This window comes from Myroides sp. N17-2 (assembly GCF_002286775.1).
In the GTDB taxonomy this organism is placed as follows: domain Bacteria; phylum Bacteroidota; class Bacteroidia; order Flavobacteriales; family Flavobacteriaceae; genus Flavobacterium.
In genome coordinates this window covers 40,680-67,019 of record NZ_NSGJ01000026.1, presented here as the reverse complement: position 1 = coordinate 67,019, position 26,340 = coordinate 40,680, and the positions used below count along the sequence as shown (strand labels likewise).

Here is a 26,340-nt window from a genome sequence, read left to right as displayed (position 1 = left end):
AAGAAAATATGTGTCGAAAAGCTCAACCACTTTACAACATCATAAAATCCAATTAAGCACACTATTAAATTCAGTATTATAAGCATCATTGTTTCATGCTTAAGAAGGTAGTCGTTTTGATTTACATATACATTAAATAAAATGTACAATGAAATAAAATGCAACATCACAAAGCTAGTATCACTAAATAGCAGACAATAGAAAGCTGCAATAAATAGTAGCATCGAATAAATTAAATTGAAGTATTCGCAAGGTAATTTAACCTTTAAAAAAAGTATTTTTTCTCTCATCACATTCTTTTATAATAGCATTACAAAGTATGTGATTTTAAAACAATTAATATTGTGATTATTCTCATTTAGTGAATCAATTAAGTTATATATACATCTACAACATTATAAATATTCTTAAAAAGAAGCTGCTTAAAATCAAATAGTATCTTTAAAGTAATACTTCGAAAAAAATTGCGGTATAAATAGCAAAAAACTATGCTAATATATAAAAAATGTTAATTTTATTTTTTAACATACACTACTCTATTCTACATGATTATGAATAGTTTTTACAATAAATTGAAACATAGCCTTCATCTTTATAGAAGTTAAAATAACATCTCTTAACTAAAAATATAGAAGAAAAGTAATTATACTTTTTTATAGTTTATTCAATCTATAAGTGCTTAAAAGAGAAAAGAGAATTTTGAGTTGATCAGTTAGAATGATATTGGATTAAATTTCTTGGTTTGAACTTCTTTATCTTTAATTTTAATTATAAAATCAGTGGTTTTAGGCTTATTGATTTGTGTATTTATTCTAACAGAATTATCTAGAATTTCAACATAGTTATTGTTCTCTGGATAAATTGTAAGTACATACTCCCCTTGAGGTACATAAAGTATATATTGACCTTGATCAGAGGTATAAGATGTAAAGTTCTCACCTAAACTATTTTGTGCAACAATACGTTGTCCTGATAAATTCTTACTGATTGTGTAAGCATTATCAGAATATTGATATTTAATAGACCCTAAAATTGAAGTTGTTTGTTTTAAATAAATTTCATGAACTAAATCCGATTTTAATACAACTTTATCTGTATTAGCAAACCATTGTTTATCGTTAACCACATTGATAATATAACTATCTACAGGCAATCGTTTATACTCCACTACCCCTTGATTATCTGTAATAAAAGGTTTATTATTTATATAAACAATTCTATTACTTGCCACTTGAATATGGTTATTTTGATCCTTGTAAAAAACAATTACTTTTAGATTATATGATTTTTGATAGACTCTATAAGGCATTAACTGTTTGATTGCCCCTAGTTGAATATAATTTGTTTTATTAGTTGAGGAATATCCTCCATAGTTATTATAAGTTGTCAAATACAAATCAAAGTCTTTACTTATTTTATACTCAATACGACTATTTATTTGCCAAAGATCATCGCTAGTCGAGGTCTTAGTATAGTAAGCTCCTAATAAAACTCCGACGTAATTATTGAAAAAACGTTGTTTATAGTTTCCCATTAGCATTAAATTCGTATAAGTATCATTATCAACAAGATTCAAATAAGAATAGTTTATCACCTCACTTAAATTGCTGTAATTAAATTGGTAACTCAACCCCAAGTCAAAAGCTTTATAATTTAAACCTGCATTAATACGATAATGCAAGTTTTTCTTTAAGGCATTTTCTGAAATATAAGTACCAAGATCTCCAGCTAGATTAAATCCTAGACCACTCTTATAATTATACTCATTAAAAGTAGTGTTTAAACGTATTGCATTAAGATTATCTATACCTTGAGTATTATAATTGTAACGTTTTTCATTTACAAAACGAGGGCTGACTAGAAATGTACTTGATTTAAATCGTATACTGTAATTTAAACCAACTGTATTAGATTCTTGACGAGAATTGTTATAATCTGTATAACTATACTTGGGTGCATATTTAATGAAACTCTGAGTAAGACCTATAGAATGTTTATCAAAATTTCTTCTAAAACTACTTGAAATTTGTGAAGCCCCTTGTCTAATACCTGCATAATAAGGACTACCAAAGAAACTATTAGTTTGTAATTGATACTTCTCCCACCTAGCATAAGCATTAACTCCTAAAAACAGACCTAATTGATTATCTTGTCTTGTATCTATATTTGATATTCCATGAGTTACTTCTACATCTAACTTAGAAGTATTAAAAAGATTAAAGGCATTAAACCAAAGCATTTTCTTTTCACTATAGCGATGGTTCAAATCATAGTAAAAATCAGATTGTTTCCACTTGTGTTTTAACGATTCAAATCCAAACCAAGTATTATATCCTATTGTACGATCAGTAGGGTCAGTAATAAGATATGTTTTATCCAAATATCCTATTTTCAATGATATTGAATCGTTTAGTTTTATCTTACTTTGTATACCTCTTCCTTGCAAGGAGAACTCTCCTGTTTGGTAAATATTCCCTGCTTGAATTTGTATTTTTTCAGTTTTAAAATCAGCTAAAAAATGACGTAAATTATACTTGTTCTCTTGATCCCAATATAGTAAATCCCCTGTAAGACCTATCTTTGTTTTTTCACTTAAGTAAATATCTGTTGAACCTATCAACTCAAATGAGGTCATTACATTATTGCCTGTTACACGATTTAGTTCAATAGTATTCCTTTGGTAATTAGGATCGTTATTTGAGTCTTCTCTTTTAAATCTACGTTTGGACTTTAAGGAACTAACAGAGTAATTTGTACGTGATATAAAATCTCCATTTTGATATAATAGAGTGGCATTAATATCAAAATCTTCTAACTTGAGAGCTTCTTTTGAAATGATGTATTTATATACAATAATTGTGTCTCTTTGTGCTGCCAAAGATATCTGATTACTTATAGTGCGTTGTTTATTTAATTGACTAGGTAAAGTCAATACATAGTGAAGTGCTTCTGAAGTGTTACCCTTATTTTGAATAATTGCTTTAAGAGAAATACTATCTCCTACTTTTTCAAACTGCAATTGTTTTTCTAGGTTTAAAAGCAGAATTCTTCTATTTTTTTGTATTGATACTTTTTGTTGGGCTACTTGAAGTATCTGTCCCAAATCATTAAGAATTTTTACGCTGATAAATATATCTTGTTCACTACTTGTTGATTGATCAACATGGGCAATAATTGGAATAAATATTCTCTGTCCTTGGTTTATTTGTACCTGTCTATTTGTAGAACTTGTAATGCGAAGATCTGTACTACTCGCTTCTATTCTAATACTTCCTGTCCATAATAAACCCGCTGTATTAGACAATTCTACCATAGATGAAATATTGCCAAATTCATCAGCCTGAGTAACCCCTTCCGAAAATTTTAAATACACAGGAATTTGCTGAGCCTTTGCAAAAGCAAAAAAACAGAAAAACAGTAAAACAAATAATCTCTTAAACATTAATTCGGTACAATTACAAAATATAAAAAGGTTTCATACTTCCCACTTGCCTGTTGTAACTCCTTTTGATTAGGAGGTATACTTAATTCTAAGTTATAAGACATCGATCTACTCCATCTAGGAAATGAAGCAAGCACCTGTTCTTGTGAAGATAATGAGATAGGACCAAAAACTTGTACATCTCTTGAGTCTGAAGCATTCGCTCCTTCAAAATTATTAAGAGTTGCTTTTAGTTTTAGAATAGAAACAGGTAAACTATTTGACATTGTCAAATTATACATATTGTTGTCTGCTGTTTTTACTAAAACTTGATGTCCTTGATAACTCCTAACATATAAAGCATTTTTAATTGAAATTGTTTTACCCTTAGCAATATCACTTCCTGAATCAAAATTGAAAATAAATTCATTAGCTCCATTTCTAAGCTCTGCTAGTTGATCACCTTGATTTCCTACATATTCTATTTGAAAGCGAGCTGCTCCTAAAGGAGATGTCTTTCTAGTTAAAAGTTCATCTCTTCCCGAGGAAGTATCATACAGTGAAAATTCATAAGTACTTCTATAGGTGTCATTGGGAATGGTCAATAAATGTTCTCCTCCACGCATAGTAAGATCAAATGATAAAGTATAAACTTTATCCTGAGTTAATGGTGTGGTGCTCTCTATTATTACGTTTTCTTGAAATTTACTTAATGGCAGATCACGCCCAACAACACTCAACGCTAACTCGTTAAAGTTTCCTCCATGCTTATTAGTACTAAGAGTAGCCATCTCTGCAGGTACTTTGTAGTTACCAGCGGAGAAATCATCAAGTAATCTTACTGTCAGCTTCCACCTTTTGGGAAAAGTAGTACCATAGAAACTACGCAGCTGAACTGATATCTGTTTCTGCTCAGTTTTTCCTGTTTTTAAATCATTATAAGAATTAAAAAAAGGTTGACCACCTTGATAAATATTCAGATCATATTGAGCAAAAACAAAATTGCTTAACATTAGAAAACTAAAAACTAAGTATGTTTTGAATTTTAAATTCATAGTGTGAAGTCAAGTTCGGCAACTTTTACAGTATTATCTTTGCCATAAGTTATTTGAACAATAAAAGTATAAGTCCCCTTATTTAACTCATTTGGAACAACAAATGATTGCTTTCTCAAATCGTTGGGTAAACTATAAAAATCAACAGTATTAAGTACTGTTTTTTGCCCTGTTTGCTGATTAAAGATACTAGCTACAAGTCTACCATCGCTCCAAAGTTTACCATCATTTTGAAAAAAAACTTCTATTAGTTTACTTCCATCTATCCCTTTATTAGGTTTGATATCTGTAATTTCAATAGATTCCACATTATTTTGATCAGCATGATATATCTTAAGTCCCATTCGTACTGTTACTTTAATAGCTGCCCCATTTTCATCAAGCGCATCACCTGGATTAAGTTGGGTGAAAAATATCATAGCTGTATGGACAGGCACATCAGTCGCTAGATTTTGAGGTACATTTAGTATTACTTCAACTTCCTTTGTTTCATTAGGTTCCATTACAAAATACGAATTTGGTAATATTTGAATCCATGAACTAGCAGAAGTACTTAAACTATTTGCTTCTACAACATTATTACTTCCCTGTTGATCATAATTCCAATCTCCTAAAGAAACTCCAACCTCTACTGCTTTGTCGTTTGGGTTAGCAATACGAACTTTCTGAGTAGCTACAGTTCCTTGAGCATTTCTGAAAAATATTTTCCCTGGAGAAATGGACAAACCAGCTTGAGCAAACGAAGTCAAACAAACAAAAAGTAAAAGAAATAAAACTGTATATTTTTTCATCATTCGTGGAGAAATTTAGTTTAATGAGCTAGCAAGGTATAAATTATTTCAGTCTGATACTTCCCTGGCTTTTTATTTAGTAAACTAGAGACATTCTGTTTAGGAATTATATAATTAACATCTATCTGTTGACTATTACCTCTATTTTCTGATTGCAAGATCACCTGCGCTGTGTTGGCTAAACTTATTGTGTTTAATTTTAAGGGAGAATCTATAGATGTTGATTTTGAGATACTCGGTTTGAGATTAATAATAGAAACAGGTAAAGAAGACAAAGATAACTCATATTGAAAATATGAATTTATTGTTTTTACAGATAATTCGTATGGAGTAGAACAATTAACAATAAGATGGGATTTTAAATTCCCCGTCTCTGCCCCATTAGAATATACATCCACCTTATCTAAGTTTAAATCAACAGAAGGATGACTAACCAAAAGAGATTGCTGCTCCTTAAAATTTAAGACTATTCTAGTCCTTGCAGAACCTATTTGTCCGAAGACAATAGAAGCTGTAAAAAAAAATAAAATTGTAAGTAAAAATCTTTTAAACACGTTTATATTATAAGGATAAAATAGTATAAGTAATAACTGTATTATAATTACCAATAGGCTTGTTCAATAATTCTTCTGAAGCATCCATCTTATAAGAAACATTAAATGTTCTTTTGACATCTCCAAAACCAGAATTAATCAGATTGTGTTCTTTCATTGATAAAGGAACGGGAGACATTGAAATATTTTCTCGTAGTTCTCCTATACTTCCTAAAGAAGGATTTAAACTAATATGGTCTAAACTAATTTGTTCATTATTATTAGTTAAGGGAGAATTAGCTACAACTCGAACCTCATAATTCCCACTACTCATTATTTCAATATGATCTGCTTGATTACTAATTTTTCCTTTAGTATAATCATCTACTGATTCAAAAGACAAATTAATATTAGACTGCTGATCATTAATCTTAATAGATTGAATAGGATTTAAAGTAACTATTAGATTACTTTGAGCAGAACTTTGAGCTTGAGCTAAAGTTCCAACTATAATTAAAAAGAAAGTGAAAAATAATTGTCTCATATCATTTGTTTTTCTAGTTCTAAATTTAAGAAAAAAAAAGCACAAAGTCAATAAGAATAAATGGTTTTAGATATTTTAAATTCTCTTTTATCTAAGAGTTTTCATTACTAAATAAGTGATTTATAAAATCGAAATTTGTATTAAAAAAAAAATCTACTGCTATGAAAATGTTCACAACAGTAGATTTATATATTTTTTAAACTATCGCTTACAGTGCATACAAATTGTAAGTAACTGTAGTAGTATATGTACCGGCTTTTTTATCTGTATAAACAGAAGTTTGACTAGCAGGAATTGCGTATTCAATTGCGTAACCCATTTTTGCTGATCCAGCTGTTGTTGAGATTAATGATCCACTTTCTGTTGTACCTAATGCAGTGATGTTATGCGTTGCAGTAAAATTAGAAGGACCTGTTCCCTCTGCTAAATTTGTATTTCCCTTTACTCTAACCTCTACTGTATTTACAGGTATTGTTACTCCATTATTAGTTAAATCGCTACTTGCGACAACCTTAACTTCGTATTTTTGAGTAGCTGTTACCTCTAAGTGATTTGGCAATTCACCAGAAGTACTTCCTTTTTGAAACTGTTCAACAGTACTCATTTGGATATTTACATTAGGATTCTTAACAGTTAATTCATAAACGTCTGATAAGTTAACGTTTAAGTTAGTACTTCCTGTACTCTTTTTATCTTGGGCGAAAGATGTAGTACTTACTAAAGTGATAACTGCTACTAATACTAATTTAAATGATGTTTTCATTTTCTAATTATTTTTTAAAAAGATTTGTTTTTTGTTTGATTATTTTGTGTGGCAAATGTATTGTACAAACCTTTCTAAGAAACTGTCAATATTCTTTAAATAATTGTCATTTTTCGCATTATTTGATAATTAAATCTTAATAAACTCTTCCTGAGTGATTATTATTCAATTTAGACATAAATATCTATAAATATTGAATTTACAATCATTGTTTTAAATAAAAGTCGCATAATCTACTATTTATTTAAAACTACAAACCAAAGATTAGTTTTATCACAATGCATCAAGAACATTTAAAACTATCCTTCGCATTTATAGAATAAAAAAAGAGTATCTAGATTATATATCTAAACACCCTTTTTTGATAATATTTACTTCATTTATATTAGAGGAAATCTCTATATTCTTTTGGGCTCATACCAGTAGCTTTAATAAAGAAGCGGATAAAATTGCTTACATCTTCAAAGTTCAATTCAAATGCAATCTCTTTTATAGTTAATGGAGTATGTTTAAGAAGTAATTTAATTTCATTGACTACTGCACTAGCTATAATTTTTTTAGGAGTTGTTCCAAATACTTCTTTACAAATCTCGGTTAGCTTAGCTATAGAAACATTCATTTGCTCTGCATAAAAATGGACATTCCTTTCTTTTTTAACATAGCTTCTTAAAAGTTCATTAAACTCAACTGTGTATTTTAGTTGTTGTGGAGATAATTTCTCCTTATTAAAATCAACAAACTTATCAATATGACAAGACATAATAAACAATAAAATCCTTTCAATAATATTATGTGCCAACATATAATTTACATCACTATATTCTTTTGCTTTAAGCCTTAATAAAGTAGCAAAATAACACTGAACAAACACAATCTGTTCAGCTTTAAGAGTAATGGAGTTTATTGCCTTTGTATTGTCAAAAAAGAAACACTTACTTAAGAAATGAGTATCGAGTTTTGTTCTGCAATAGAAATTATCAGTAAACTGTACATAATACAAAGTATAGGCCTGATCTGAGGTCAAACGAAATAATTCATTTTTCCCTAAAAATAAGCAGTCCCCAGCTTTTATTTCTTTTTTATTAGTGGTTAAGGTGACTGTTACTTTGCCGTTTTGCAACCATAGAAGCTGATAAACATCTTTATGCTGTTCAAAAGATTCTATATTCTCTGTAAGATACGTTGCCCGGCCTACATCAAGACCATAAGGAGATTTTAATTCAATAGATGTTAACATGATTAGTAAGGTTGGTAATATATGTTAGGTATTGTTTCTAATTGCTTTTAAACTTTATAGCTCTTATTGGGTTAGATAAGTATTACTACTTCTTATTTGTTTTATTTTATGTGTTTTTATGATGTTATTAGAATTTGTCTATTCGCAAATATCAAATATTTAATTTAGTATTAAGTTTTTCAAAAGTTAATATTTATACTTTTTTAGTCTAATTACAGACTTTATTATCTACTTTAAAATTTATAGTGTTTAGATTGTAATTCAATCTCTTAATAAACTAAGAAAAAGGAGAATTTAAAGCGTTACAAAAACTATGTAATATCATGTAATTTACTTTTTATAGTTCTTAATCCTGCAGGATGACAAAAGAACTTTTACAATAATAAAAGCTGATTAAGATTACTAGTGCCTTATGTTAGAAGATTCGTTTATAATTTTTTTTGGAAACACTATCTTATTTTTGGTCTCTTAATTGTCCTCTTTGGGTTGACGTTTTACACTCTTGATAATTGCTTGCATAAAAAGATCTACTAAACTTGGAGTAGTACTTCTTTACTTTTCTAACTATTATGAATTAAACTTATCATATTTATTAAAAAACAGAATAATACTCATCTATAAAATAGTAAAAAAAGGAATATTACACCCTAAAAAAAGGAGAGAATTCAGAGCCCTTAAAAACGTCAATAAACAGCCAAAAAACACATTGTAAAGCCATTAGTTAATTTCAATAAAGTATAAAAATATTCACAAAATTAACTCATTTTGTATGTTTAGTATATATCCATATTTTTAACAATATGAAATCTTAATCGGCGACTCCACAAATAAAAAAGCCTAACTATTTATAATCAAATAGTTAGGCTTTTTTTATGCTCGGATTTGTACGCTTTTATTCTTCGGATACTTTTACATACTATATCATATGCCTTTTTATCTTTACTTTAATATAAATTTTGTGATACACATACCTCGATAATGAAAAAATCATATTGTTTATTATGTGGCTTTTTAATACTTTAGGAGTATAATTACTCCAACCATAAACAACAATACTATAAATTTACTAATCATGAAAAATAAACTCATTCTATTCCTTTCTTTTATGTTATACTTATCTGTACAAGCACAAATAGGCGCCTCTTCAGATTCGATAGCACAAAGAGAATTATTCTTGAATTTAAAACCTGAGTTTGAGAAATACGAAAAGAAACATGGTAATTACATTCAAACAAATAATGTAAATATGCATTATCTAGAATGGGGAAATAAAAAGAACCCTACCCTTGTTTGGATACATGGCACGTATAGTAATGGCTATGAGTTATATGAAGTTATAGATCAATTGTTAAAATTGAATTTACACGTCATCGCTATTGATTATTATGGACATGGTTTTACTCCTATTCCTAAAAAAGATCTTTCAATATATCATGTAGCAGACGATATTAAATTTCTTTTAGACAAAATGAATATCAAAAAAGCAATCATTGGTGGTTGGTCAAGAGGTGGTACCATAAGTTCTGCATTTTATGATGCTTATCCTCAAATGGTTCAAGCTCTAATACTTGAAGACGGTGGTTCTGTTGCTTGGGACTTTCAGATGCAGTCAGCTAACATCGAAAAAGACATAGCAGAAACCAAGGAATATTATAGCAACAAGAAATCAATGGTTTTTGATAATGATTTTAATGCATATTGGTTTATATATAATAATTGGGGAATAAAAGGGAAAGAAAACACAAAACTAAAGAAAGAGATTTTTACTTCTTATGCCAGAATAAAACAAAATGCCTTTGGGAAATATGAAATAAACCCAGGTGCAGAAGTACTTACAGGTGAGAATTCTGCTAAAGAAAACATTGCAATTATTTACACTCCCTTTACTTCTGAAACGGCTTTCGGTGCCTCAACACATCAATTAAATCCTAAAATTATTTATCGAAATATAAACAAACCTATACTCATTTTTGATCCTGTTAGTAAATATGATTGGTTTGATTTTGAAGAAGAGAATAATAAACTTGCCAATGAACACAAACCTTTTATTATTCATAAGGTATATGAAAAAACAGGGCATGGCGTAAAAGATGAACATCCAGAAAAAGTAGTTAATGACATTAAAGTTTTTTTACTAAACAATAAACTGATAAAATAGTACATGTTTCATATAAAAGCACAAAATTTATAGTTGAAGTCATCTTGATTTTTATTTTTCTGAAATTTGTTTAGTCCTATAACAATAAAAGCTATGAAATTCCACGTCATCCAACTAGACAGTGTGGTATCAAATCTATTGAGTAAAGAACGAAAGCTATCTATCCAAGCATTCGTTCTCTCAATCGCATATCTGTCTTTGTATAGTTGTTCATCAAAATAATCATCTTCATTATTTTGTCCATTTCGTTTATTAGGACAGATGTTAGCTATTATTTCTTTATCACTAAATATTTTTCTAAGTTTCTGTGAATCAAACCTATCATCAGCATTAATAAACAATCCCGATAGAGGTATTTCTGCTTTAGTTAATTGATCGGTTATATCTTCAAAATAGATTTCTATATCAAATAAATCATTGTGATTTCCAGCTATCGGTTCTGACATGGCTAAAGGTATGCCTTGACGATCTGTAAAATATAAGGAGTTTGTCGTCTTACGTTTTTTCCTATCTTGATAAGCAACCTGTACTCCTCCTCTTAAAGCTGTGGTATGATTTCCATCTAAATCTCCACTTGATAAATCAAAAAGAGACTTATTCTTTTTTAATAATTCAGTCTAACAAGATTGCCATACACCAGCTTTACACCAATTACGAAAATGACCAAATACTGTTTTATGACTTAGTACTTGAGTACTAAATAAAACTTGAGCTAGTAAATAACTCCACTGGATACCTGTTTTCAATTTATATAATATAGCATTAACTATCTCATAAAGTGGAGCTTTTGATTTATATCCTCTTTTGGGCAGCGGTAAGTGAAGTATTATATCTAATTCTAAACTATCTTTATAGAGTACTTGGTACATAATGATAGTATCTAAATTCCCTACTAAAGTTATCGTCTATACAAGCACACAAACAAAATAGGGTGACCTAAAAGATCACCCTATTTTGTTTTAAAATCACTAAAAAATCTATTCTATTTTGCCTGCTTATTAGAATTAATACCATCTACATCAGATTGATATATTGCCCAAGCTATAGCATTCGCTGTAAATACGGAATTGCTAACGCTTCTTTTTACAGTATGTCCAAAATTATCTCTTGCTATTGGTTTTTTATTAGCATCTAATAAAAACGGAGAAGACAAGTTATCTGTTGAACTTGAATTATCATTAAATCCTCCTTCTCCTGCCCATACAAAATAATATCCATTTTGGCGTAGCGCAGTATATCCAGGTGTACCTTGGTTAGCGGTCTCATTAGGATCTGTAGTAGGTGTTTCTCCACCAGGATTTTCTGGATCAGGTGGTGACACTACAGGTACAGATTGATCCGTTGCATCAGTATATACTAAAAAATCACTTGTCACTAACTCCTCTATTCTAAATGCAGGTCCATTAGTACCCCAATACTTCCCTCTTATATCTCCGAAAGGTCCATTTAATATTCTATCATTTATCATTGACAGTTTATAACTAGAACCCGCCTTATTAATTAAACTAGGGACTAAATTTTTACTCGAAGTAAGTGTTTCAAAAACCTTTGCCATAGAAAGGTTCCCAGTAAACATTAACACAACCCCTTTCTTCGTTAGATACGTATATAGTTGTTCTATTTGTATATCACTAAGTACTGCCTCTTCTTGTACCACTACAATATCAAAAGGAGAAGCTCCTAATAAGTCTGCTGTTAAATCAGCGTTATTACCCACTTTTTTGATACTCTCCCATCCTTCAAAAGAGACTGTACTTGTTGCTAATAAACCGAAGTTCGTGTCTTTAGTAATCATCTGATTAACCGCTGCATTTGCATTAGCTAAATCATAAGCATTAGCAAGTTTAGTATCTCCTACTATTAACAACTTTTTCTTTGGAAGAGTAACTTTTACTTCAGCATAGCAAATACTCACACTTGTATCGTTCGAATTAGAACGAATACGCAATTTCTTTACATCTGTTGTATTTGGCATTCCCTTACCTGCCAACTCAACTGTTTGTGTAGTTGCTGTTAACTTTCCTGTCCCATAAAAGCTAATTCCATCTACCTCTTCAGACTGAATAATATAGGTCGCCCCTATTGCTTCAGGTTTAACGTCTAATGTAACACTAAGTTTATGTTCTGCAGTTAATGCCTTGTCTATCTTATAAATCCCACGTGTGATAATACTTCCACATACCATCTTATAGTTCGGTTTTACACTAGAGTTTTCGACTTCCACATTAAAAGTACAAGCATTAGCATTATCTAAACCATTTAATTTAACAGTAAATTTATCTACCTGAAATTTATTAGGCACACCCATTGCAGGCACTTTAATTAACACTTTTCCTACTCCTATATATTCTCCTTTCGTAAAATAATAATATCCATTATCACTCTCAGGCAAAGCAGTAATAGAATAAACACCTGGTTTAGTTACTACAATAGGAACCATCAGATAATGATTATTACCGTTTAATGGCATACCTGACAGATACTGCCCATGTACCTTGATATCAGCACAATTCTCTACCTTAAACTCCGAATTTCCTAGATTACCACACACACTACTCCATTTGCCCTCAAGCTTATTCCAGTAGTTAAGACAGTTCTCATCTACATTATAAATACCTAATCCATTCTCAAGATTTGTCAGCTTTAGTGCATCTCTCTCTACTGTAGTTAGACGTGGAATAATAATACCTTTATCCTTTAATGGAGCTTCTATATGCAAAGCGGCATTAGGGTTTATTTGGTGTGTATTAATTCCCGTTTGTCCTAAGACTACATAAGTAATTAGTAAACATATTGTGATATAAAAATTTCTCATCATATTATAACTTTTAATTTTTACCTACTTATTGGAATTAATACCATTTTTTTCTGCTTGCATTAATGCCCAAGCAAAGGCATTAGCTGTAAATACTGAATTATAGACAGGTAATTTAAGTTTTCCATTTCCATAAACAGGTTTGGCAATAGGATAGTTATTCGCATCTAATTTAAAAGGACAAATTGTATTACTTACTCCCCCGTTATCAGAATTAAACCCTCCATCTCCCGTCCAAATTAAATTAAAATCCTTATGTCTAAAAGCAGTTAACCCACCTTTACTTGTCATTGCATCAGAAGACCAGTTATAAGCATCAGAATAGACCATAATAGAACTTGTATCTACCCCTACTAATGTAGTTGTCCTAGATGCATCCTCTCCCCATTGCTTTCCTCTTATATCTCCAAAAGGACCATTTAAGATAGGGTCATCTATATTAGAAAACTTATATATTGTCCCTGCAGTCCCTCCTTTTACTGCTGTTACAGAATTTCCTCCTGTTAATTTTGCCATTAAAGCTGTCATTCCACTATTTGACTCACAGTATGCAAGTACCACTCCTCCTTTTAATAAATAATTTCCTACTACTTCTGCTTCTTTTGCATTCATATTCCAGTCGTAACCAAGAATTAAAATATCAATAGGATTAGGTCCTTCCAACCATTCCGTAAGTTTGGCAACACTTGCTGTTGCACCACCATCTTCTATCACTATCTTTCCTTCATACCCGATTACACTAGTTGGCAGATTACCATAATTACGTATTTCTGCAACTAACTTATTAGAAGCACTGCTAGGTCCTGACCAGTTATATCCAAAACCATTTTTACCTATCCCAATACTCACAATTCTTTTTGTAGGAATTAAGACCCGAACATTCGCATAACAAACAGCGTTAGTTAGTGTACTATTTGTTTTAATTGTAAACTTCTTTATGCTTGTTGTATTAGAAACACCGTATCCCTGAAGACGTATTACCTGTCTAGTTTTAGTTATTTCCTCGCTACCTTTAAAGTAAATTCCATCCACCTCATTTGTCTCAATAACTAGAGTAGCTCCCATAGCAGATGCATCCGCATCTATCGTTACTTCTATATAGTGTGATTGATCTAAAGGTTGGTCTAATTTATAAACTCCTACGACCTTAGTATCTCCACAACGCATTCTAAAATCAGGCTTAATACGAGTATCTTCTACTTTTACTTTAAACGTACACGCAGGTTGTAGTCCATTAGCATCTAGATCATTCAAATACACTTTAAAGGTATCCGTACCAAAATTCATTGGCTCACCTGCTGCTGGTACATTTATTGTATATTTACCTATACTTAAAAACTCCCCTGAGACAGCATAGTAGTATCCATTATGAGGAGTAGAAGAAGCCATAATAGAGTATGTCCCTATTTTTTTCACATCTACCTCCATCGTAATAAAATGCTCATTAGATAATGGAATTTTATCTTTATAAATACCATATACTTTTATCTTATTACAATCCGTAATTGTGAATTCAGATTTACCTACTTTTCCACAGACACTTTTCCATTGATTATCTATTTTATTCCAGTAGTTTAAACAATCTTCATCTATGTTATAAATAGTTAATCCATCCTCTGATTGGGTAGTAACGATAGCATTCCTCTGTGCTTCAGTAAGTCGAGGTATAAGCATACCTTTTCCTTTGGCAGAAGCCTCCACATGTAAAGCGCTATTAACACTAGGCAGCGTGCGATTAACAGCTATCTGTCCGAAAGAAAATATACTAAATAAAAAGAAAACTAGTAACGAATATATATATTTCATCTCTTTATTTTTTTATTGAATTAATACCATTGTGTTCTGCTTGATTTAATGCCCATCCGATTGCGTTAGCTGTAAATATTGAATTAATAACAGCCTGTCTTTTGGCAGCTCCTATATTACCATATCCTGGTTTTTCGATTGGGAAGTTTTTTGAATCTAACTTGAATGGACAAATAGTATTACTTGTCCCACCATCATTTGAGTTAAATCCTCCATCTCCGACCCAAATCAGATTATATACACGATGCCTAAACGCAGTCACTCCATTACCTATGGCAGGTGATTTTTCAGTAGCCATATCAAAGCTATCACTATATACATATACCCCGCTAGTATCCATATCTAAAGCCATTGATGTAGCAGAAGCATCTTCACCCCACATCTTACCTCTCACATTTCCAAAAGGACCATTTAGTACAGTGTCATCTACAGCTGAATATACATACAAGGATCCCAATCCCATACCATTTTTTACACTAAGTGAATTATTAGATGTAACTAAACGAAGAAGATTTGTCATTCCAACATTATTCTCAGAAAAAGCTAACACAACTCCACCTCTTACTAAATATTCCATTATAATATTTGCCTGCTCCACATTAGGTCCCCAACTATAACCCAGTATAACAATGTCATATGGAGCGTTACCTAAAAGCCATGTTCTCAAATCTGCTGCAGATGGATTACCACTTCCATCTTTAATCTCTCCCCATCCCTCAAAAGAAATAACACTACTTTGGTCAGTTCCATAATTTAAAGGTTCTCTAATAAGTTTATTTGATGCAGCTGTACCAGAGAAGTTGTATCCATAGCCATTTTTACTATTACCGATACTTAATATTTTCTTCTTAGGAATAGCTATTCTCACATTTGCATAACATACTCCTGTTGTTATACTACTATTAGATCGAATAATAACTCTTTTTGTATCCGTAGTATAAGGGCTACCCTCACCGTATAAGATAATATCTTGCTCAAGACTAGGACTTGTTACTTTTCCCTGTCCTTTAAATTTAATGCCATCTAATTCATCCGTCTCTATAATATAAGTTGAACCAATAGCTTCAGCACCATACTTTATTTTTACCGAAATAAAGTTACCTTGTGCTAATGGCGTATTTAAAAGATATACACCATTAACCTTAGTATTAGTACAGTCCATTCTAAATGCAGGTTTCTTGTCAGAATCTTCTACTGTAATTTCAAAAGAACAAGCAGGTCCATTTCCATTTGTTTTTTCTCCATTTAATAATACTGTCAATTTATCTTTTTGAGCTACTCTAGGTTGCCCCATAGCAGGAATCTTTAAAGTATAAGTACCTAAACTTAAAAATTCACCTGAACCACTAAAATAATAACCATTATCCTTACCGTCATCAGTAATACCCACTATGTGATATGTCCCTTTTTTTGTAACGTTTACTTTCACTGTGATATAGTGGTTGAGATTTACAGATTCTTTACTCTTATATAACCCAAATGCTTTAACATCACTTCCACAATTAAGTATTTCAAACTTAGCTTTACCTAATTGACCACAAACACTCTTCCATTTTTTCTCAGTTATACTCCAATAATTAAAACAACCTTCATCAACGTTATAGATTGTTAACCCATTTTCATTGGTATTATCAACTTTAATTTTATCTCGATCTTGAGTAGTTAACCGAGGTATTAAAAGTCCTTTATTAGCAAGAGGCGCATCTATATGAAGCGCAGCATTGGGATTCACATCATAAGTATTTATCCCTGTTTGAGCAAAAATACAACATGAAAAAAGGAGTAGTAAAACTGAATATAACTTAATTCTCAACATAGCACTCTGTTATTTCATTAATAATATCTACTTTCAATAATGACATTGAACATATCTGTAGAGATAAACATAAGTTATCTCCTACTTTTGTGTAAGTAAAATATTCACTTACCGCCAAATTCACAAACAGTAATTTCTCCATATAAAATATTTTTTGTAAAACTATAAAAAATATTTAACATAAATTAGTGAATAATAAAATAAATAATAAGGTTTTTTACAATTAAAAATTTATTTATTTATAAATTGATGATGATTATAGTTAGTTTATATTTAACAGTAACATTATTTTATTCCTTTTAATTTTTTTCTAAAATTATTCTCAAAGTAAAGCGTGGTATGCCTATTTAAAAGTAGACTACACATATTCGTTTTCAGTTCATTATAAACAATAAATTAATCTAATACTTTTTTACTAAAAATAAGCTTTTGAACATATGTCTAAAGCTTTATTCTTAAGTCAATAGATTAGTTAATTCCACTCATTTTACACAATAATTAATTAACCATAAAATATTAATTATTAATCACTTATGTTTGTTATAGACATCAGTCTAATTTAAATTCTAATTGTTGTTAAGTTAAAAACCTTTTAGGGATTATGACTTGTTGCCAAACTACAATTAGTTTATTGTTAAAAATTAAAATGGAAGAAAATGAAAAATGAAGAGTTAATAATTATCCGGTCTGATGAGAATGACAAACAAGAAATATCAGATCTACTTAAAGGTGCAGTAGGTGACGGATTAACTACAGAACAGCGAGCTAAGAATGGGTTTGTTCAAGGAGCAATGGATGATGAACTGCTAACCAAGTTTCAGCAAGGTCTCGGGGTGTATATTGTCAAAGTAAATGATAAGACTATAGCCGCAGCATTCACCTCAAAAATAGGAATTACTGCTAAAGGTCCTATAGTGCAAGCAGCACAGAGTATTTTAAACAAATTTAAAGACCTTACTTCAGATGATATTTTTCAATATGGCCCTGTAGTGGTTAGTCCTGATTATAAAGGTAAAGGAGTATTGACACAAATGCTTTTGTTCTTATGTGCTACTATGGATAAAGAGTTTAAGAAAGGTATGGCTTTTGTCGAAGAGGCAAATCAACTATCTCTAGACATTCATCACCATTATTTTGGACAAGAAGAAACTACATTTATATACAATGAAAGAAAGTATTATGTATTCTTATTCGACCCTCAATACTTACTACAAAAGTATAAAAAGACTTCCTCTGCAGATTAATGTAATAAAACAAGGGAGGAGTTCGTTATTTACTTATTATTTAGTAAGTTTCTTTATAACAGCTCTAGCATTGTCATTTTTAGGATTAAGCTCTAGAGATTTTTTATAATTCAGTAATGCTTTTTTCTTATTATTATTTAAAAGATACGCCTCACCTAGGCTATCATATAAATTAGCATTACTTACATCCTCTGAAATCGCTAATTCAAATATTTCAATTGCCTTATCTATTTGATTACTATTAATAAGTTCATAACCAAAATTGTTTAAATATATTGATCCTGATAAATAATGTGAACTATCTACTTTTAATTCTTTATATTTTGCTGATGCAAGCTCAAAATTACTTATAAAATCCATTGCTAATAATGATACTAGATTAATTTTAGGGTACATAATTAACTCTGTTTCAATCTTGTTATATAGATTACTCCAGTCATTCTGAGCTGCTTCAGTATTATTGTTCATAATTAAAATCATTCCATACTTAGAATCTGGACAGATTAATATCCCACTTTGAATACCATTTGATGTTCCCGTTTTTCCATAATAAGCACCTTCTTTCTGACCATAGCCTACATCCCATAAGTATCCCTTATCATCACCATCTTGTTCGTCTTTAAATAATAAACGAGTTGATTCTTTAATTAATGGATTGTTACTCTCTAATTGAAATTGCATAAACTTAGTCAGGTTAGGTAGTGTACTAGTCATCCCATGAGATCCTCCTAATAAAGGATTTTTAAGTAAAGGAGCTACGTTGCCATTCTCACCAAAACTTATTGCTAATTGACTTCTGTATTTTTCATACTCATACAAGTGCGTATGCTGTAAGTTAACTTCTGCTAAGAATTCTTCTAATAATTCTTTATATGACTTATCATACACCTGTTCTAAGATATAAGCCATTAGCTCTGGCCCTACTGAATTATATTCATATACAGTACCTGGCTTTTTATCTAATTCAACTGTTTTTAACTCATTAAGTAAATTAGTCATATTATATTCAAAGGCATTATTTTCATAATATCCTTCTCTTACTTTCTGATATACTCGATCTAATTCTTTAGGAGCTTTATCTTTAAGTCCTAAGGTGTGAGTCAGTAAATTTTGAATAGTAATGGGAGTCCCATCAAATTGTAAATTAGAATAACCTCCTTTCAGATACTTTCTAATATCATCATTTAAGGTTATCTTTTGCTCTAAAACTGCCTTGGCTGCTAGAGAACCCTCAAACACCTTAGAAATAGAAGCAATCTCATAAAGCGTATTATCATTAGGATTCTGCCCTGACTTCTGATCTAATTCTCCGTAATATTGCAGATAGACCTCTCCATTACTATAGATAGCTATAGCTAATGAATTTATATTTCCTCTTTTAAGTGTATTCTCAGCATACTGATCTATTATAGTACACAGTTCTTGAAAAGATTTGTCTACTCCTTTTTTTGTACTTTGAAAAGGGGAATTCTTTTCATGAGCATATCCAAAAAAGGAAATAAAAAACAGCACTAATGCAATAATTACTTTATTTCTCATAATTTAAATATACAATATTTTAGAAGGAATGACTATAGAATCTAAAAGACAAAATAAAAGAGCTTATACAACACATCTTTATTTGTAATTTTACCAACAAAACATCCCTTATGAAGATTAAAGATAAAGTAGTCGATATAGAAACTAACGAGGAGTATATAATTAAAGAAATTATAGAGAAGAATAAGTTTATCCCTGAGGATTTGTACAAACTAACTGCTGTAGTTTCTAAAAAAGAGATTCAGGTGTTTAAGAGTACTTTTGATTCAAGCTTTAAGCTAAAGGAATAACGAAGGCTAGACGCATAGAATGATAAAAGCCCTTTATGGAATCTCCATAAAGGGCTTTGTTCTTCAATATCTTCTATTAACCCAGAATAAGCGATAGCCAAATACTATAGTGCACTGTTTTTAAGAGAAGCCATATCAATAACGAATCGATACTTAATATCTCCTTTTAATAAGCGATCATATGCTTTATTAATATCTTGCATTTGAATTAGTTCAATATCAGAAGTAATGTTGTGTTTACCACAGAAGTCTAACATTTCTTGTGTTTCTTTAATACCACCGATTAAAGATCCTGAGAAGCTAAGTCTATTAATAATTAAACTAAATGCAGATACAGGAAGCGGATGTTCTGGTGCTCCTACTAATGTAAGACCTCCGTCTCTTTTTAATAGTGCTAGATAAGCATTAATATCGTGCTGAGCAGATACACAATCTAAAATAAAATGTAGTGTTCCTGTATTGTTTTTCATTTGCTCTGCGTCTGTAGATAGAATAACATCATCTGCCCCTAGGCGCTTAGCATCTTCTACTTTAGACAGTGAAGTAGTAATAACAACTACATAAGCTCCCATAGCTTTTGCAATCTTAACAGCCATATGTCCTAGACCTCCTATCCCTACAATACCGACTTTCTTACCTGGTCCTACATTAGCTCTTCTCAATGGAGAGTAAGTAGTAATCCCTGCACATAATAACGGTGCTGTAGCAGCTAAATCTAGATTAGCAGGTACTTTTAAAACAAAGTCTTCATCAACTACAACACTTTCTGAATAACCTCCAAAAGTTTGGATATTTAAGTATTTGTCAGGGCTATTATATGTTTGGATATTTCCACTCTCACAGTATTGTTCTACTCCTTCTTTACAACTTTCACATTCACGGCAACTATCTACCATACACCCTACTCCTACTAAATCTCCTACTTTATACTTAGTAACTCCATTACCTACATTTACCACACGCCCTACAATCTCATGTCCTGGTACATTCGGATATTGTGTTCCTCCCCATTCATTTCTAGCAGTGTGTAGATCTGAGTGACATACCCCACAGTATAAGATATCTATCTCTACATCTTTTGCCGTCACTTCTCTACGGCTGATGCTCATTTGTTTTAATTCTGCCTCTGGAGCTTGTGTTCCAAACGCCTTTACGTTCTTTGTGTTCATAATTATATGTCGTTTTATTAATTAACTTTAAATAGTTTTGATAACTTTTGCAGGCACCCCTCCAACTATTACATTATCCGGAACATCTTTAGAGACTACGGCTCCTGATGCGACGATGGTATTTTCGCCAATAGTTACTCCCGGTAATATTGTAGCATTTGCTCCTATCCATGCCCCTCTTTTAATATGAATCGCTGCAGGTACAAGAGATTGTCTATCTTGCGGATTAACAGGATGTCCCTCTGATAGCAAACTAACTTTAGGGGCAATAAGCACATTATCTTCTATGGTAATTCCACCAAGATCTAGAAACACACAATCAAAATTGATAAATACATTCTTTCCTATCTTTGTATTCTTGCCATAATTGATATATAAAGGTGTAAATACTTCTGTTGTATCATCTATCTCAGATGCTGTTATCTGACTTAACAGTGTTCTTATTTCAAGAGGATTACTACTATTGTTCATTTGAATAAGCAATTCCTTAGTCTTATAGCAAGCTTCTCTTAATGTATATCCCTGCGGATCATTAGGCCTGACTATTTCTCCTTTTCTTAATCGTTCAAATATGTCTATTTGCTCTTTTTCCATTTTGATTCTTTTTGTGCTTGCAAATTTAACGGGAGACAGTCATTAAAGCTTTTCTGTAAAGTTCTATTTACATTGCTATAAAGCTCAAATAACTTATTCTGAACTAAACTTCTGTTGGTGGTAGTCCATACTGTTTCTTAAAGGCTGTAGAGAAGTGAGAAGGGTTCTTAAATCCTACTTCTATATATACATCTTGTACTCTGCCACCATCTTCTTTTAACCTTGTGTAAGCTGTTTCTAAACGTTTTTTAATTAACCATTTTTGTGGGGTTAGATTACTTACTTTTTTAAAATCTCGTTTAAAAGTAGCTAAACTTCGGCCTGTATAAATAGCAATCTCCTCTATGGTCAAATCATCCATATAATGATCATTAAGAAACTCTAATACATCTATCTTCCAAGGTTGTGTAAAATCAAATAACAAGGGATAAAACACCTCTGAGTTATTTAACAACGCATAAATCCCTTCTAGTAATTTCAGATGAACTACCTGCTCTGATGGTTTTTCATTCTCATTAAAATAAGGAGTAAGGGATTGGAATAAACTTGTCACATCCGCTTTCTCCTCAATAGGAAAGACATTTTTATCTGAAACAGTTATTTCTTTAGGCAAATCCGCTTTGTTTAACTTGCCATAAAACTCACGTAATACACTGCGATTAAACGTTAGGGATATTCCTTTATAGTTCTCCTTCCCCTTATTGTTTTTATAAAGCGTCAACTGATGATTACGTCTTATAAATACACATTGTCCCGGTTTTATCTTTACTTTCTTATTTCTATCTTCTATTACTAACTCTCCTGAATAGACATAAACTAATACGTGCTCTGGTGCTGCATGCACACATTTTGCACTAAAATCAGTATAACACGAAAAGAATATACCTGAATAACTAATAGTCTTTAATGTATCGTTTGAATTCATATTTTAAGTCCTCTTTTAGAAATATAAAGATACGCAACAGTTTATAGTTTACATTACTCTAAAGCTCATAATACTTTTCTTAAAAGCTCATAGTGACACTATGAACTTATATCGTTTGCAAACGACTACAATCCAATTGATCAAATTATTTACTTTAATTAAATAGATTAACACTAATTAAAACATCTATTACCTATACTCTATTGTTAAATATCTATAAATTACATTTAATTACCTAAAATTCAGTAAGTTTGTTTATATCAGTAACTCTTTAATTTGAAATAATATGAAAGATGAACTTAGATCTAAACTATCAGAAAATATAGAGGATAGTATACTTGATGATATTATGAATAATGCAGATGTTCATTCTTTACAAAAAGGAGAAAAACTCGTTTCCTATGGGCAATTAAAGCGCAATATCTATATTATTCTCAATGGCAGTCTTATATCAAACATTACCACAAAACAAGGCACTACTCAAACTGTCATGTTCCATACTTCAGAGTTTTTACCTATCGTCACAAGCATTGATAGTTATCTTCTAAAATCAACCACAGAATATGATATAGTTGCTAACGAACAGACTACCGTTATGGAGGTTAACTTTAATACATTTAATGATTTAATAGAACAAAATCACGCTCTAGCCATTTTTTGTACTAATTATATGATTAAGAAATACTACATAACTGAAGTCTTTAGAAATAATCTAATCTCTAAAACGCCTAAACAGTTTTTAGAGTTTTTATACTCAGATTACCCCTTTTTCTTTCAACGTTTTTCAGCCTTTAGCATTGCTAATTTTATGGGAATTACACCTGAATGGTTTAGTAAAGTCAAGAAAGAATTGCTTTCTTGAATTAATTCAAGAAGCTAGTGCTTTTAGTTACCTTACTTTGTAAAAAAGAAAACATGGAAATAATAAACAAAATTGTAAATAAGAGAACCGCAACAAGCGAAGAAACTCAACAACTTTTTAATAAATTAGAGACTGTCTCTACTGAGTTTATGATTGGTAAATGGAAAGGCGATGAGATTTTAACAGGACATCCTATGAATGGTTTTTTAGCTTCTTCGGGTTGGTATGGTAAAATCTTTGAAAGCGCTGAGAAAGTACATCCTTTAATATTTTATACTGATGCTACAAGAACAGAAACGTTCATTGCGAACCCTACTGATTTTATGGCTTGGGTAAACAAAAATACTAACAATGATTTGTTCCTTGGTGATTTCCGTAAAGAAATGGAAACGACTGAATTTAAAGCACGTTTACGTAGAACTGAATTTAGAAATACTATTAGTGCTACAATGATATATGATGAATTACCAATCAATGATATTTTCAAGAAGATTGACGAGAATACTGTACTTGGTATTATGGATTTGAAAAATGGTCCTGAGAATTATTTCTTCATTCTAGAAAGAGATAATAATAAATAAGAGATTTTTCTTTTTATATAACACTAATACCTTTTTTAAAAACGAAGACAACCATAGTTGAAAAACAATGGTTGTCTTTTATTATAAAAGTCTATAACTTTTTAGAGCCACATTATATAAGCTACTTCACTTTAGTGATTTGCTCTTGAATTACTTTCCAATCATAATATTGAAAAACCTTTCCATTGCTCATCATCACTAACATTCCTTTTTCAAACTGATTATTTAAGCTTACAGAAGTCGCTTCTAATCCATCACATTCTATAGCAGAGATAGGTAATTTTGCTAATAATGTATGTTGATGTGGATTAGTAGTATCTCCCTCTCTTGGATAGATTAATAGAGAGTTATCTTGTTGATCAGATACGATGATATATCCTGTAGTGTTATCTTTCTTGTAGATAGCGATTCCCTCATGATCTCTCTTTGCATCCTTCTGAGCAAAAAACGCTAGCTGCTCTTTCCCTTTATCAGGATCAGCATAATACTTGCGTACTCCTACTGTCTCATCTGAGTAATATACATAACCTAGCTCTTTATCTACAGCGATAGCTTCTATCTCTTTCTTTCCACTATAGCTACCAAACTTGCGAACCACCTGAATAGTAATATCCCCCTGTGTATCAGTATTTAACTCATACTGCCATAGGTAATCTTCTGCAGGGCCACTTTTACGCCCTACTATAGCATAAAATATCTTCTTATCAGCAGTCTGCTTCTCATACAACGCTATTCCCATAGGTTGATTATAATCCTCTAGAGCCTCTCCTGCAAATACTTTCAGATCACCATTATCGATAGGCGTTAGTTCTGGCAACTTAAAGATGCGTATGGCATTGGCATTTCTCTCTGTTACAACAGCGATGTCAATTAAACCTCCTTTATATGGAAAATTATAGGTAATATCTACATTATTTGGACGAGCCATATCTGTAAACTTATTAATTATCTTCCCATCAAGATCAAAAGCATAGATCCCTCCTCCATTTTCTTTATCTGTACCGATTATCAAACTCTTAGTGTGATCTGTCTTGTTAATCCATATCGCAGGATCATCAGTATCATATGCTGTTTGTTCTGTAGTTACTAATGGTTTTATAGCATCATCAGACACGGCTGCTAATTTATCTTTACATCCTAGTAATAATAGTACACTTGCTAAAGAGCATAAATAGCTATATTTCATTTGTTTTATTTTTTAATTGTATGTGTATATAAGACTTCTGCATTTACTGCATTCGCTTTAACTACCTGAACCTTTAATTCGTTATTAAGAATAGAGAACGTCATAAACCCAGGCTCTGCAGCAGCAAATATAGTGTGTTCCATCGTTCCTGAAAGGCGTACTTCACTAGCTGCTCCTGATAAAAACTGTGTCGTATATCTATCCTTTGGCTTTATGATTTGTAGATCATGTTCATGACCGCAGATATAAGCATCTACTTTATACTTGTCAAACAGTCCTGAGAACTTCTGTTCAAAGCCGATAGTATCTTTACTTGTTTTGCGTTTACCTCCACTGTACATAGGGTGATGCCCTACTACTATTTTCCACTTGATAGATGGGTCAGCTTGACCTAAAGTCTCCTCTATCCACTTTAACTGCTTTTGAGTATCTTGTTTGTCTAAATCACTGTATTTACCTGTTTTTTGATAACTATCTATAAATGGATTCGTATCTATGACCACAAGTAAGGCTTTCTCCTTATTATCTAATGTAAAGACTTTACTATAGTAACGATCAGGCATATTCCATCGTCTACTTATATTAGAATAATCTATCTGTGCCTGTACATTACCGTGATAATCATGATTCCCTAAGGCTACATACCAATCTGCATATAAGGATGGATTAGTATATATACTTTCATAAGAAGAAATCCAATGGTAATCCTGCGTGCTACTCACTCCATTAGGATAAAAGTTATCTCCTACAGATACTACAAATTCTCCATCCATAACGACCATAGCATTACCCAATTCTCTTGCTACGTTTTTCTGATAATAATCTCCTACTCTACCGAAATCTCCTAATACAAGGAAGTTAAAGCTGTTATCTTTATAAACTAAACTAGGAATATCACTACCCGAATAGCCTGTACTTTTCTCTTTTTCAAAAGGAGTTTGCCCCTGTATATTCAAGGAATAAGCTACAAATGATAGTACTAATAATATTTTTTTCATATCGTGTTTAAAT

At 31.2% G+C, this 26,340-nt stretch carries 22 protein-coding genes and 1 pseudogene; 5 read left to right on the top strand and 18 right to left on the bottom strand.

Features of this window, described 5'->3' with window-relative positions:
* Positions 1 to 712: 712 nt before the first annotated feature.
* The 7 genes from CF599_RS11890 to CF599_RS11860 form a co-directional block, all read right to left on the bottom strand.
* Complete coding sequence (locus CF599_RS11890; protein ID WP_121966239.1) at positions 713 to 3,442, bottom strand: hypothetical protein; 2,730 nt, start codon at positions 3,440 to 3,442, stop codon at positions 713 to 715.
* Positions 3,442 to 4,476, bottom strand: coding sequence for a hypothetical protein (locus tag CF599_RS11885; protein ID WP_121966238.1), 1,035 nt, complete (start codon positions 4,474 to 4,476; stop codon positions 3,442 to 3,444). The genes CF599_RS11890 and CF599_RS11885 overlap by 1 nt, the downstream gene beginning before the upstream one ends.
* A complete protein-coding gene (locus CF599_RS11880) occupies positions 4,473 to 5,270 on the bottom strand; it encodes a hypothetical protein (protein WP_254050294.1) in 798 nt (265 codons plus the stop codon). The genes CF599_RS11885 and CF599_RS11880 overlap by 4 nt, the downstream gene beginning before the upstream one ends.
* A gap of 17 nt (positions 5,271 to 5,287) precedes the next feature.
* Positions 5,288 to 5,821 (bottom strand): hypothetical protein, encoded by a 534-nt coding sequence (locus CF599_RS11875; RefSeq protein ID WP_254050293.1) that lies wholly within the window; start codon positions 5,819 to 5,821, stop codon positions 5,288 to 5,290.
* Positions 5,822 to 5,828: 7 nt separating this feature from the next.
* Positions 5,829 to 6,344 carry a hypothetical protein gene (locus CF599_RS11870; RefSeq protein WP_121966236.1) on the bottom strand — a complete coding sequence of 172 codons (516 nt, stop codon included), beginning with the start codon at positions 6,342 to 6,344 and terminating at the stop codon, positions 5,829 to 5,831.
* Positions 6,345 to 6,552: 208 nt separating this feature from the next.
* Entirely contained in the window at positions 6,553 to 7,107 is a 555-nt protein-coding gene (locus CF599_RS11865; protein WP_121966235.1) for a hypothetical protein, read from the bottom strand.
* Positions 7,108 to 7,492: 385 nt separating this feature from the next.
* Positions 7,493 to 8,344, bottom strand: coding sequence for a helix-turn-helix domain-containing protein (locus CF599_RS11860; protein ID WP_121966234.1), 852 nt, complete (start codon positions 8,342 to 8,344; stop codon positions 7,493 to 7,495).
* A 1,072-nt stretch (positions 8,345 to 9,416) separates the two neighbouring features.
* Here CF599_RS11860 and CF599_RS11855 point away from each other — a divergent pair.
* A complete protein-coding gene (locus tag CF599_RS11855) occupies positions 9,417 to 10,502 on the top strand; it encodes an alpha/beta hydrolase (protein ID WP_121966233.1) in 1,086 nt (361 codons plus the stop codon).
* Positions 10,503 to 10,510: 8 nt separating this feature from the next.
* Here CF599_RS11855 and CF599_RS11850 read toward each other — a convergent pair.
* The 5 genes and pseudogenes from CF599_RS11850 to CF599_RS19530 all read right to left on the bottom strand — a co-directional run bounded on the left by CF599_RS11850 (position 10,511) and on the right by CF599_RS19530 (position 17,081).
* A pseudogene (locus tag CF599_RS11850) lies at positions 10,511 to 11,371 on the bottom strand (transposase).
* 113 nt (positions 11,372 to 11,484) lie between these two features.
* On the bottom strand, positions 11,485 to 13,320 hold the full coding sequence (locus CF599_RS11845) for a hypothetical protein (protein WP_121966232.1): 1,836 nt from the start codon (positions 13,318 to 13,320) through the stop codon (positions 11,485 to 11,487).
* Between the two features lie 21 nt (positions 13,321 to 13,341).
* Positions 13,342 to 15,123 carry a hypothetical protein gene (locus CF599_RS11840; RefSeq protein WP_121966231.1) on the bottom strand — a complete coding sequence of 594 codons (1,782 nt, stop codon included), beginning with the start codon at positions 15,121 to 15,123 and terminating at the stop codon, positions 13,342 to 13,344.
* Between the two features lie 4 nt (positions 15,124 to 15,127).
* The gene (locus tag CF599_RS11835) at positions 15,128 to 16,939 is read right to left on the bottom strand and encodes a hypothetical protein (RefSeq protein WP_143824819.1); all 1,812 of its coding nucleotides are present in this window, start codon (positions 16,937 to 16,939) and stop codon (positions 15,128 to 15,130) included.
* A complete protein-coding gene (locus CF599_RS19530) occupies positions 16,926 to 17,081 on the bottom strand; it encodes a hypothetical protein (RefSeq protein ID WP_158221783.1) in 156 nt (51 codons plus the stop codon). The genes CF599_RS11835 and CF599_RS19530 overlap by 14 nt, the downstream gene beginning before the upstream one ends.
* Positions 17,082 to 17,595: 514 nt before the next feature.
* Between CF599_RS19530 and CF599_RS11830 the strand changes: the two genes are divergently transcribed.
* Positions 17,596 to 18,183 carry a hypothetical protein gene (locus CF599_RS11830; protein ID WP_121966229.1) on the top strand — a complete coding sequence of 196 codons (588 nt, stop codon included), beginning with the start codon at positions 17,596 to 17,598 and terminating at the stop codon, positions 18,181 to 18,183.
* Between the two features lie 36 nt (positions 18,184 to 18,219).
* On the opposite strand, the gene CF599_RS11825 is transcribed toward CF599_RS11830, so the two are convergent.
* On the bottom strand, positions 18,220 to 19,722 hold the full coding sequence (locus CF599_RS11825; RefSeq protein WP_121966228.1) for a serine hydrolase domain-containing protein: 1,503 nt from the start codon (positions 19,720 to 19,722) through the stop codon (positions 18,220 to 18,222).
* Between the two features lie 110 nt (positions 19,723 to 19,832).
* Between CF599_RS11825 and CF599_RS11820 the strand changes: the two genes are divergently transcribed.
* Positions 19,833 to 20,012, top strand: coding sequence for a hypothetical protein (locus tag CF599_RS11820; RefSeq protein ID WP_121966227.1), 180 nt, complete (start codon positions 19,833 to 19,835; stop codon positions 20,010 to 20,012).
* Between the two features lie 104 nt (positions 20,013 to 20,116).
* Here the strand turns inward: CF599_RS11820 and CF599_RS11815 are convergent, their stop codons facing one another.
* From CF599_RS11815 to CF599_RS11805, 3 genes are all read right to left on the bottom strand, one after another.
* Entirely contained in the window at positions 20,117 to 21,181 is a 1,065-nt protein-coding gene (locus CF599_RS11815; RefSeq protein ID WP_121966226.1) for an NAD(P)-dependent alcohol dehydrogenase, read from the bottom strand.
* Between the two features lie 27 nt (positions 21,182 to 21,208).
* Positions 21,209 to 21,775 carry a sugar O-acetyltransferase gene (locus tag CF599_RS11810; RefSeq protein ID WP_121966225.1) on the bottom strand — a complete coding sequence of 189 codons (567 nt, stop codon included), beginning with the start codon at positions 21,773 to 21,775 and terminating at the stop codon, positions 21,209 to 21,211.
* Positions 21,776 to 21,878: 103 nt separating this feature from the next.
* A complete protein-coding gene (locus CF599_RS11805; protein ID WP_121966224.1) occupies positions 21,879 to 22,700 on the bottom strand; it encodes a helix-turn-helix domain-containing protein in 822 nt (273 codons plus the stop codon).
* Positions 22,701 to 22,986: 286 nt separating this feature from the next.
* On the opposite strand from CF599_RS11805, the gene CF599_RS11800 reads away from it, so the two are divergent.
* On the top strand, positions 22,987 to 23,562 hold the full coding sequence (locus CF599_RS11800; RefSeq protein ID WP_121966223.1) for a Crp/Fnr family transcriptional regulator: 576 nt from the start codon (positions 22,987 to 22,989) through the stop codon (positions 23,560 to 23,562).
* Positions 23,563 to 23,615: 53 nt separating this feature from the next.
* Positions 23,616 to 24,143 (top strand): DUF4334 domain-containing protein, encoded by a 528-nt coding sequence (locus tag CF599_RS11795; RefSeq protein ID WP_121966222.1) that lies wholly within the window; start codon positions 23,616 to 23,618, stop codon positions 24,141 to 24,143.
* A 121-nt stretch (positions 24,144 to 24,264) separates the two neighbouring features.
* On the opposite strand, the gene CF599_RS11790 is transcribed toward CF599_RS11795, so the two are convergent.
* Together CF599_RS11790 and CF599_RS11785 are read right to left on the bottom strand one after the other, a co-directional pair.
* Entirely contained in the window at positions 24,265 to 25,329 is a 1,065-nt protein-coding gene (locus CF599_RS11790) for a phytase (RefSeq protein WP_121966221.1), read from the bottom strand.
* Between the two features lie 5 nt (positions 25,330 to 25,334).
* Entirely contained in the window at positions 25,335 to 26,327 is a 993-nt protein-coding gene (locus CF599_RS11785) for a metallophosphoesterase (RefSeq protein WP_121966220.1), read from the bottom strand.
* Between the last annotated feature and the right edge of the window lie 13 nt (positions 26,328 to 26,340).

Excerpts from the sequence above, each read along its gene's own strand:
- CF599_RS11890 (WP_121966239.1), bottom strand. The coding sequence starts at position 3,442 with ATGTTTAAGAGATTATTTGTTTTACTGTTTTTCTGTTTTTTTGCTTTT.
- CF599_RS11885 (WP_121966238.1), bottom strand. The coding sequence starts at position 4,476 with ATGAATTTAAAATTCAAAACATACTTAGTTTTTAGTTTTCTAATGTTA.
- CF599_RS11880 (WP_254050294.1), bottom strand. The coding sequence starts at position 5,270 with ATGATGAAAAAATATACAGTTTTATTTCTTTTACTTTTTGTTTGTTTG.
- CF599_RS11870 (WP_121966236.1), bottom strand. The coding sequence starts at position 6,344 with ATGAGACAATTATTTTTCACTTTCTTTTTAATTATAGTTGGAACTTTA.
- CF599_RS11865 (WP_121966235.1), bottom strand. The coding sequence starts at position 7,107 with ATGAAAACATCATTTAAATTAGTATTAGTAGCAGTTATCACTTTAGTA.
- CF599_RS11860 (WP_121966234.1), bottom strand. The coding sequence starts at position 8,344 with ATGTTAACATCTATTGAATTAAAATCTCCTTATGGTCTTGATGTAGGC.
- CF599_RS11855 (WP_121966233.1), top strand. The coding sequence starts at position 9,417 with ATGAAAAATAAACTCATTCTATTCCTTTCTTTTATGTTATACTTATCT.
- CF599_RS11845 (WP_121966232.1), bottom strand. The coding sequence starts at position 13,320 with ATGATGAGAAATTTTTATATCACAATATGTTTACTAATTACTTATGTA.
- CF599_RS11840 (WP_121966231.1), bottom strand. The coding sequence starts at position 15,123 with ATGAAATATATATATTCGTTACTAGTTTTCTTTTTATTTAGTATATTT.
- CF599_RS11835 (WP_143824819.1), bottom strand. The coding sequence starts at position 16,939 with ATGTTGAGAATTAAGTTATATTCAGTTTTACTACTCCTTTTTTCATGT.
- CF599_RS19530 (WP_158221783.1), bottom strand. The coding sequence starts at position 17,081 with ATGGAGAAATTACTGTTTGTGAATTTGGCGGTAAGTGAATATTTTACT.
- CF599_RS11830 (WP_121966229.1), top strand. The coding sequence starts at position 17,596 with ATGAAAAATGAAGAGTTAATAATTATCCGGTCTGATGAGAATGACAAA.
- CF599_RS11825 (WP_121966228.1), bottom strand. The coding sequence starts at position 19,722 with ATGAGAAATAAAGTAATTATTGCATTAGTGCTGTTTTTTATTTCCTTT.
- CF599_RS11820 (WP_121966227.1), top strand. The coding sequence starts at position 19,833 with ATGAAGATTAAAGATAAAGTAGTCGATATAGAAACTAACGAGGAGTAT.
- CF599_RS11815 (WP_121966226.1), bottom strand. The coding sequence starts at position 21,181 with ATGAACACAAAGAACGTAAAGGCGTTTGGAACACAAGCTCCAGAGGCA.
- CF599_RS11810 (WP_121966225.1), bottom strand. The coding sequence starts at position 21,775 with ATGGAAAAAGAGCAAATAGACATATTTGAACGATTAAGAAAAGGAGAA.
- CF599_RS11805 (WP_121966224.1), bottom strand. The coding sequence starts at position 22,700 with ATGAATTCAAACGATACATTAAAGACTATTAGTTATTCAGGTATATTC.
- CF599_RS11800 (WP_121966223.1), top strand. The coding sequence starts at position 22,987 with ATGAAAGATGAACTTAGATCTAAACTATCAGAAAATATAGAGGATAGT.
- CF599_RS11795 (WP_121966222.1), top strand. The coding sequence starts at position 23,616 with ATGGAAATAATAAACAAAATTGTAAATAAGAGAACCGCAACAAGCGAA.
- CF599_RS11790 (WP_121966221.1), bottom strand. The coding sequence starts at position 25,329 with ATGAAATATAGCTATTTATGCTCTTTAGCAAGTGTACTATTATTACTA.
- CF599_RS11785 (WP_121966220.1), bottom strand. The coding sequence starts at position 26,327 with ATGAAAAAAATATTATTAGTACTATCATTTGTAGCTTATTCCTTGAAT.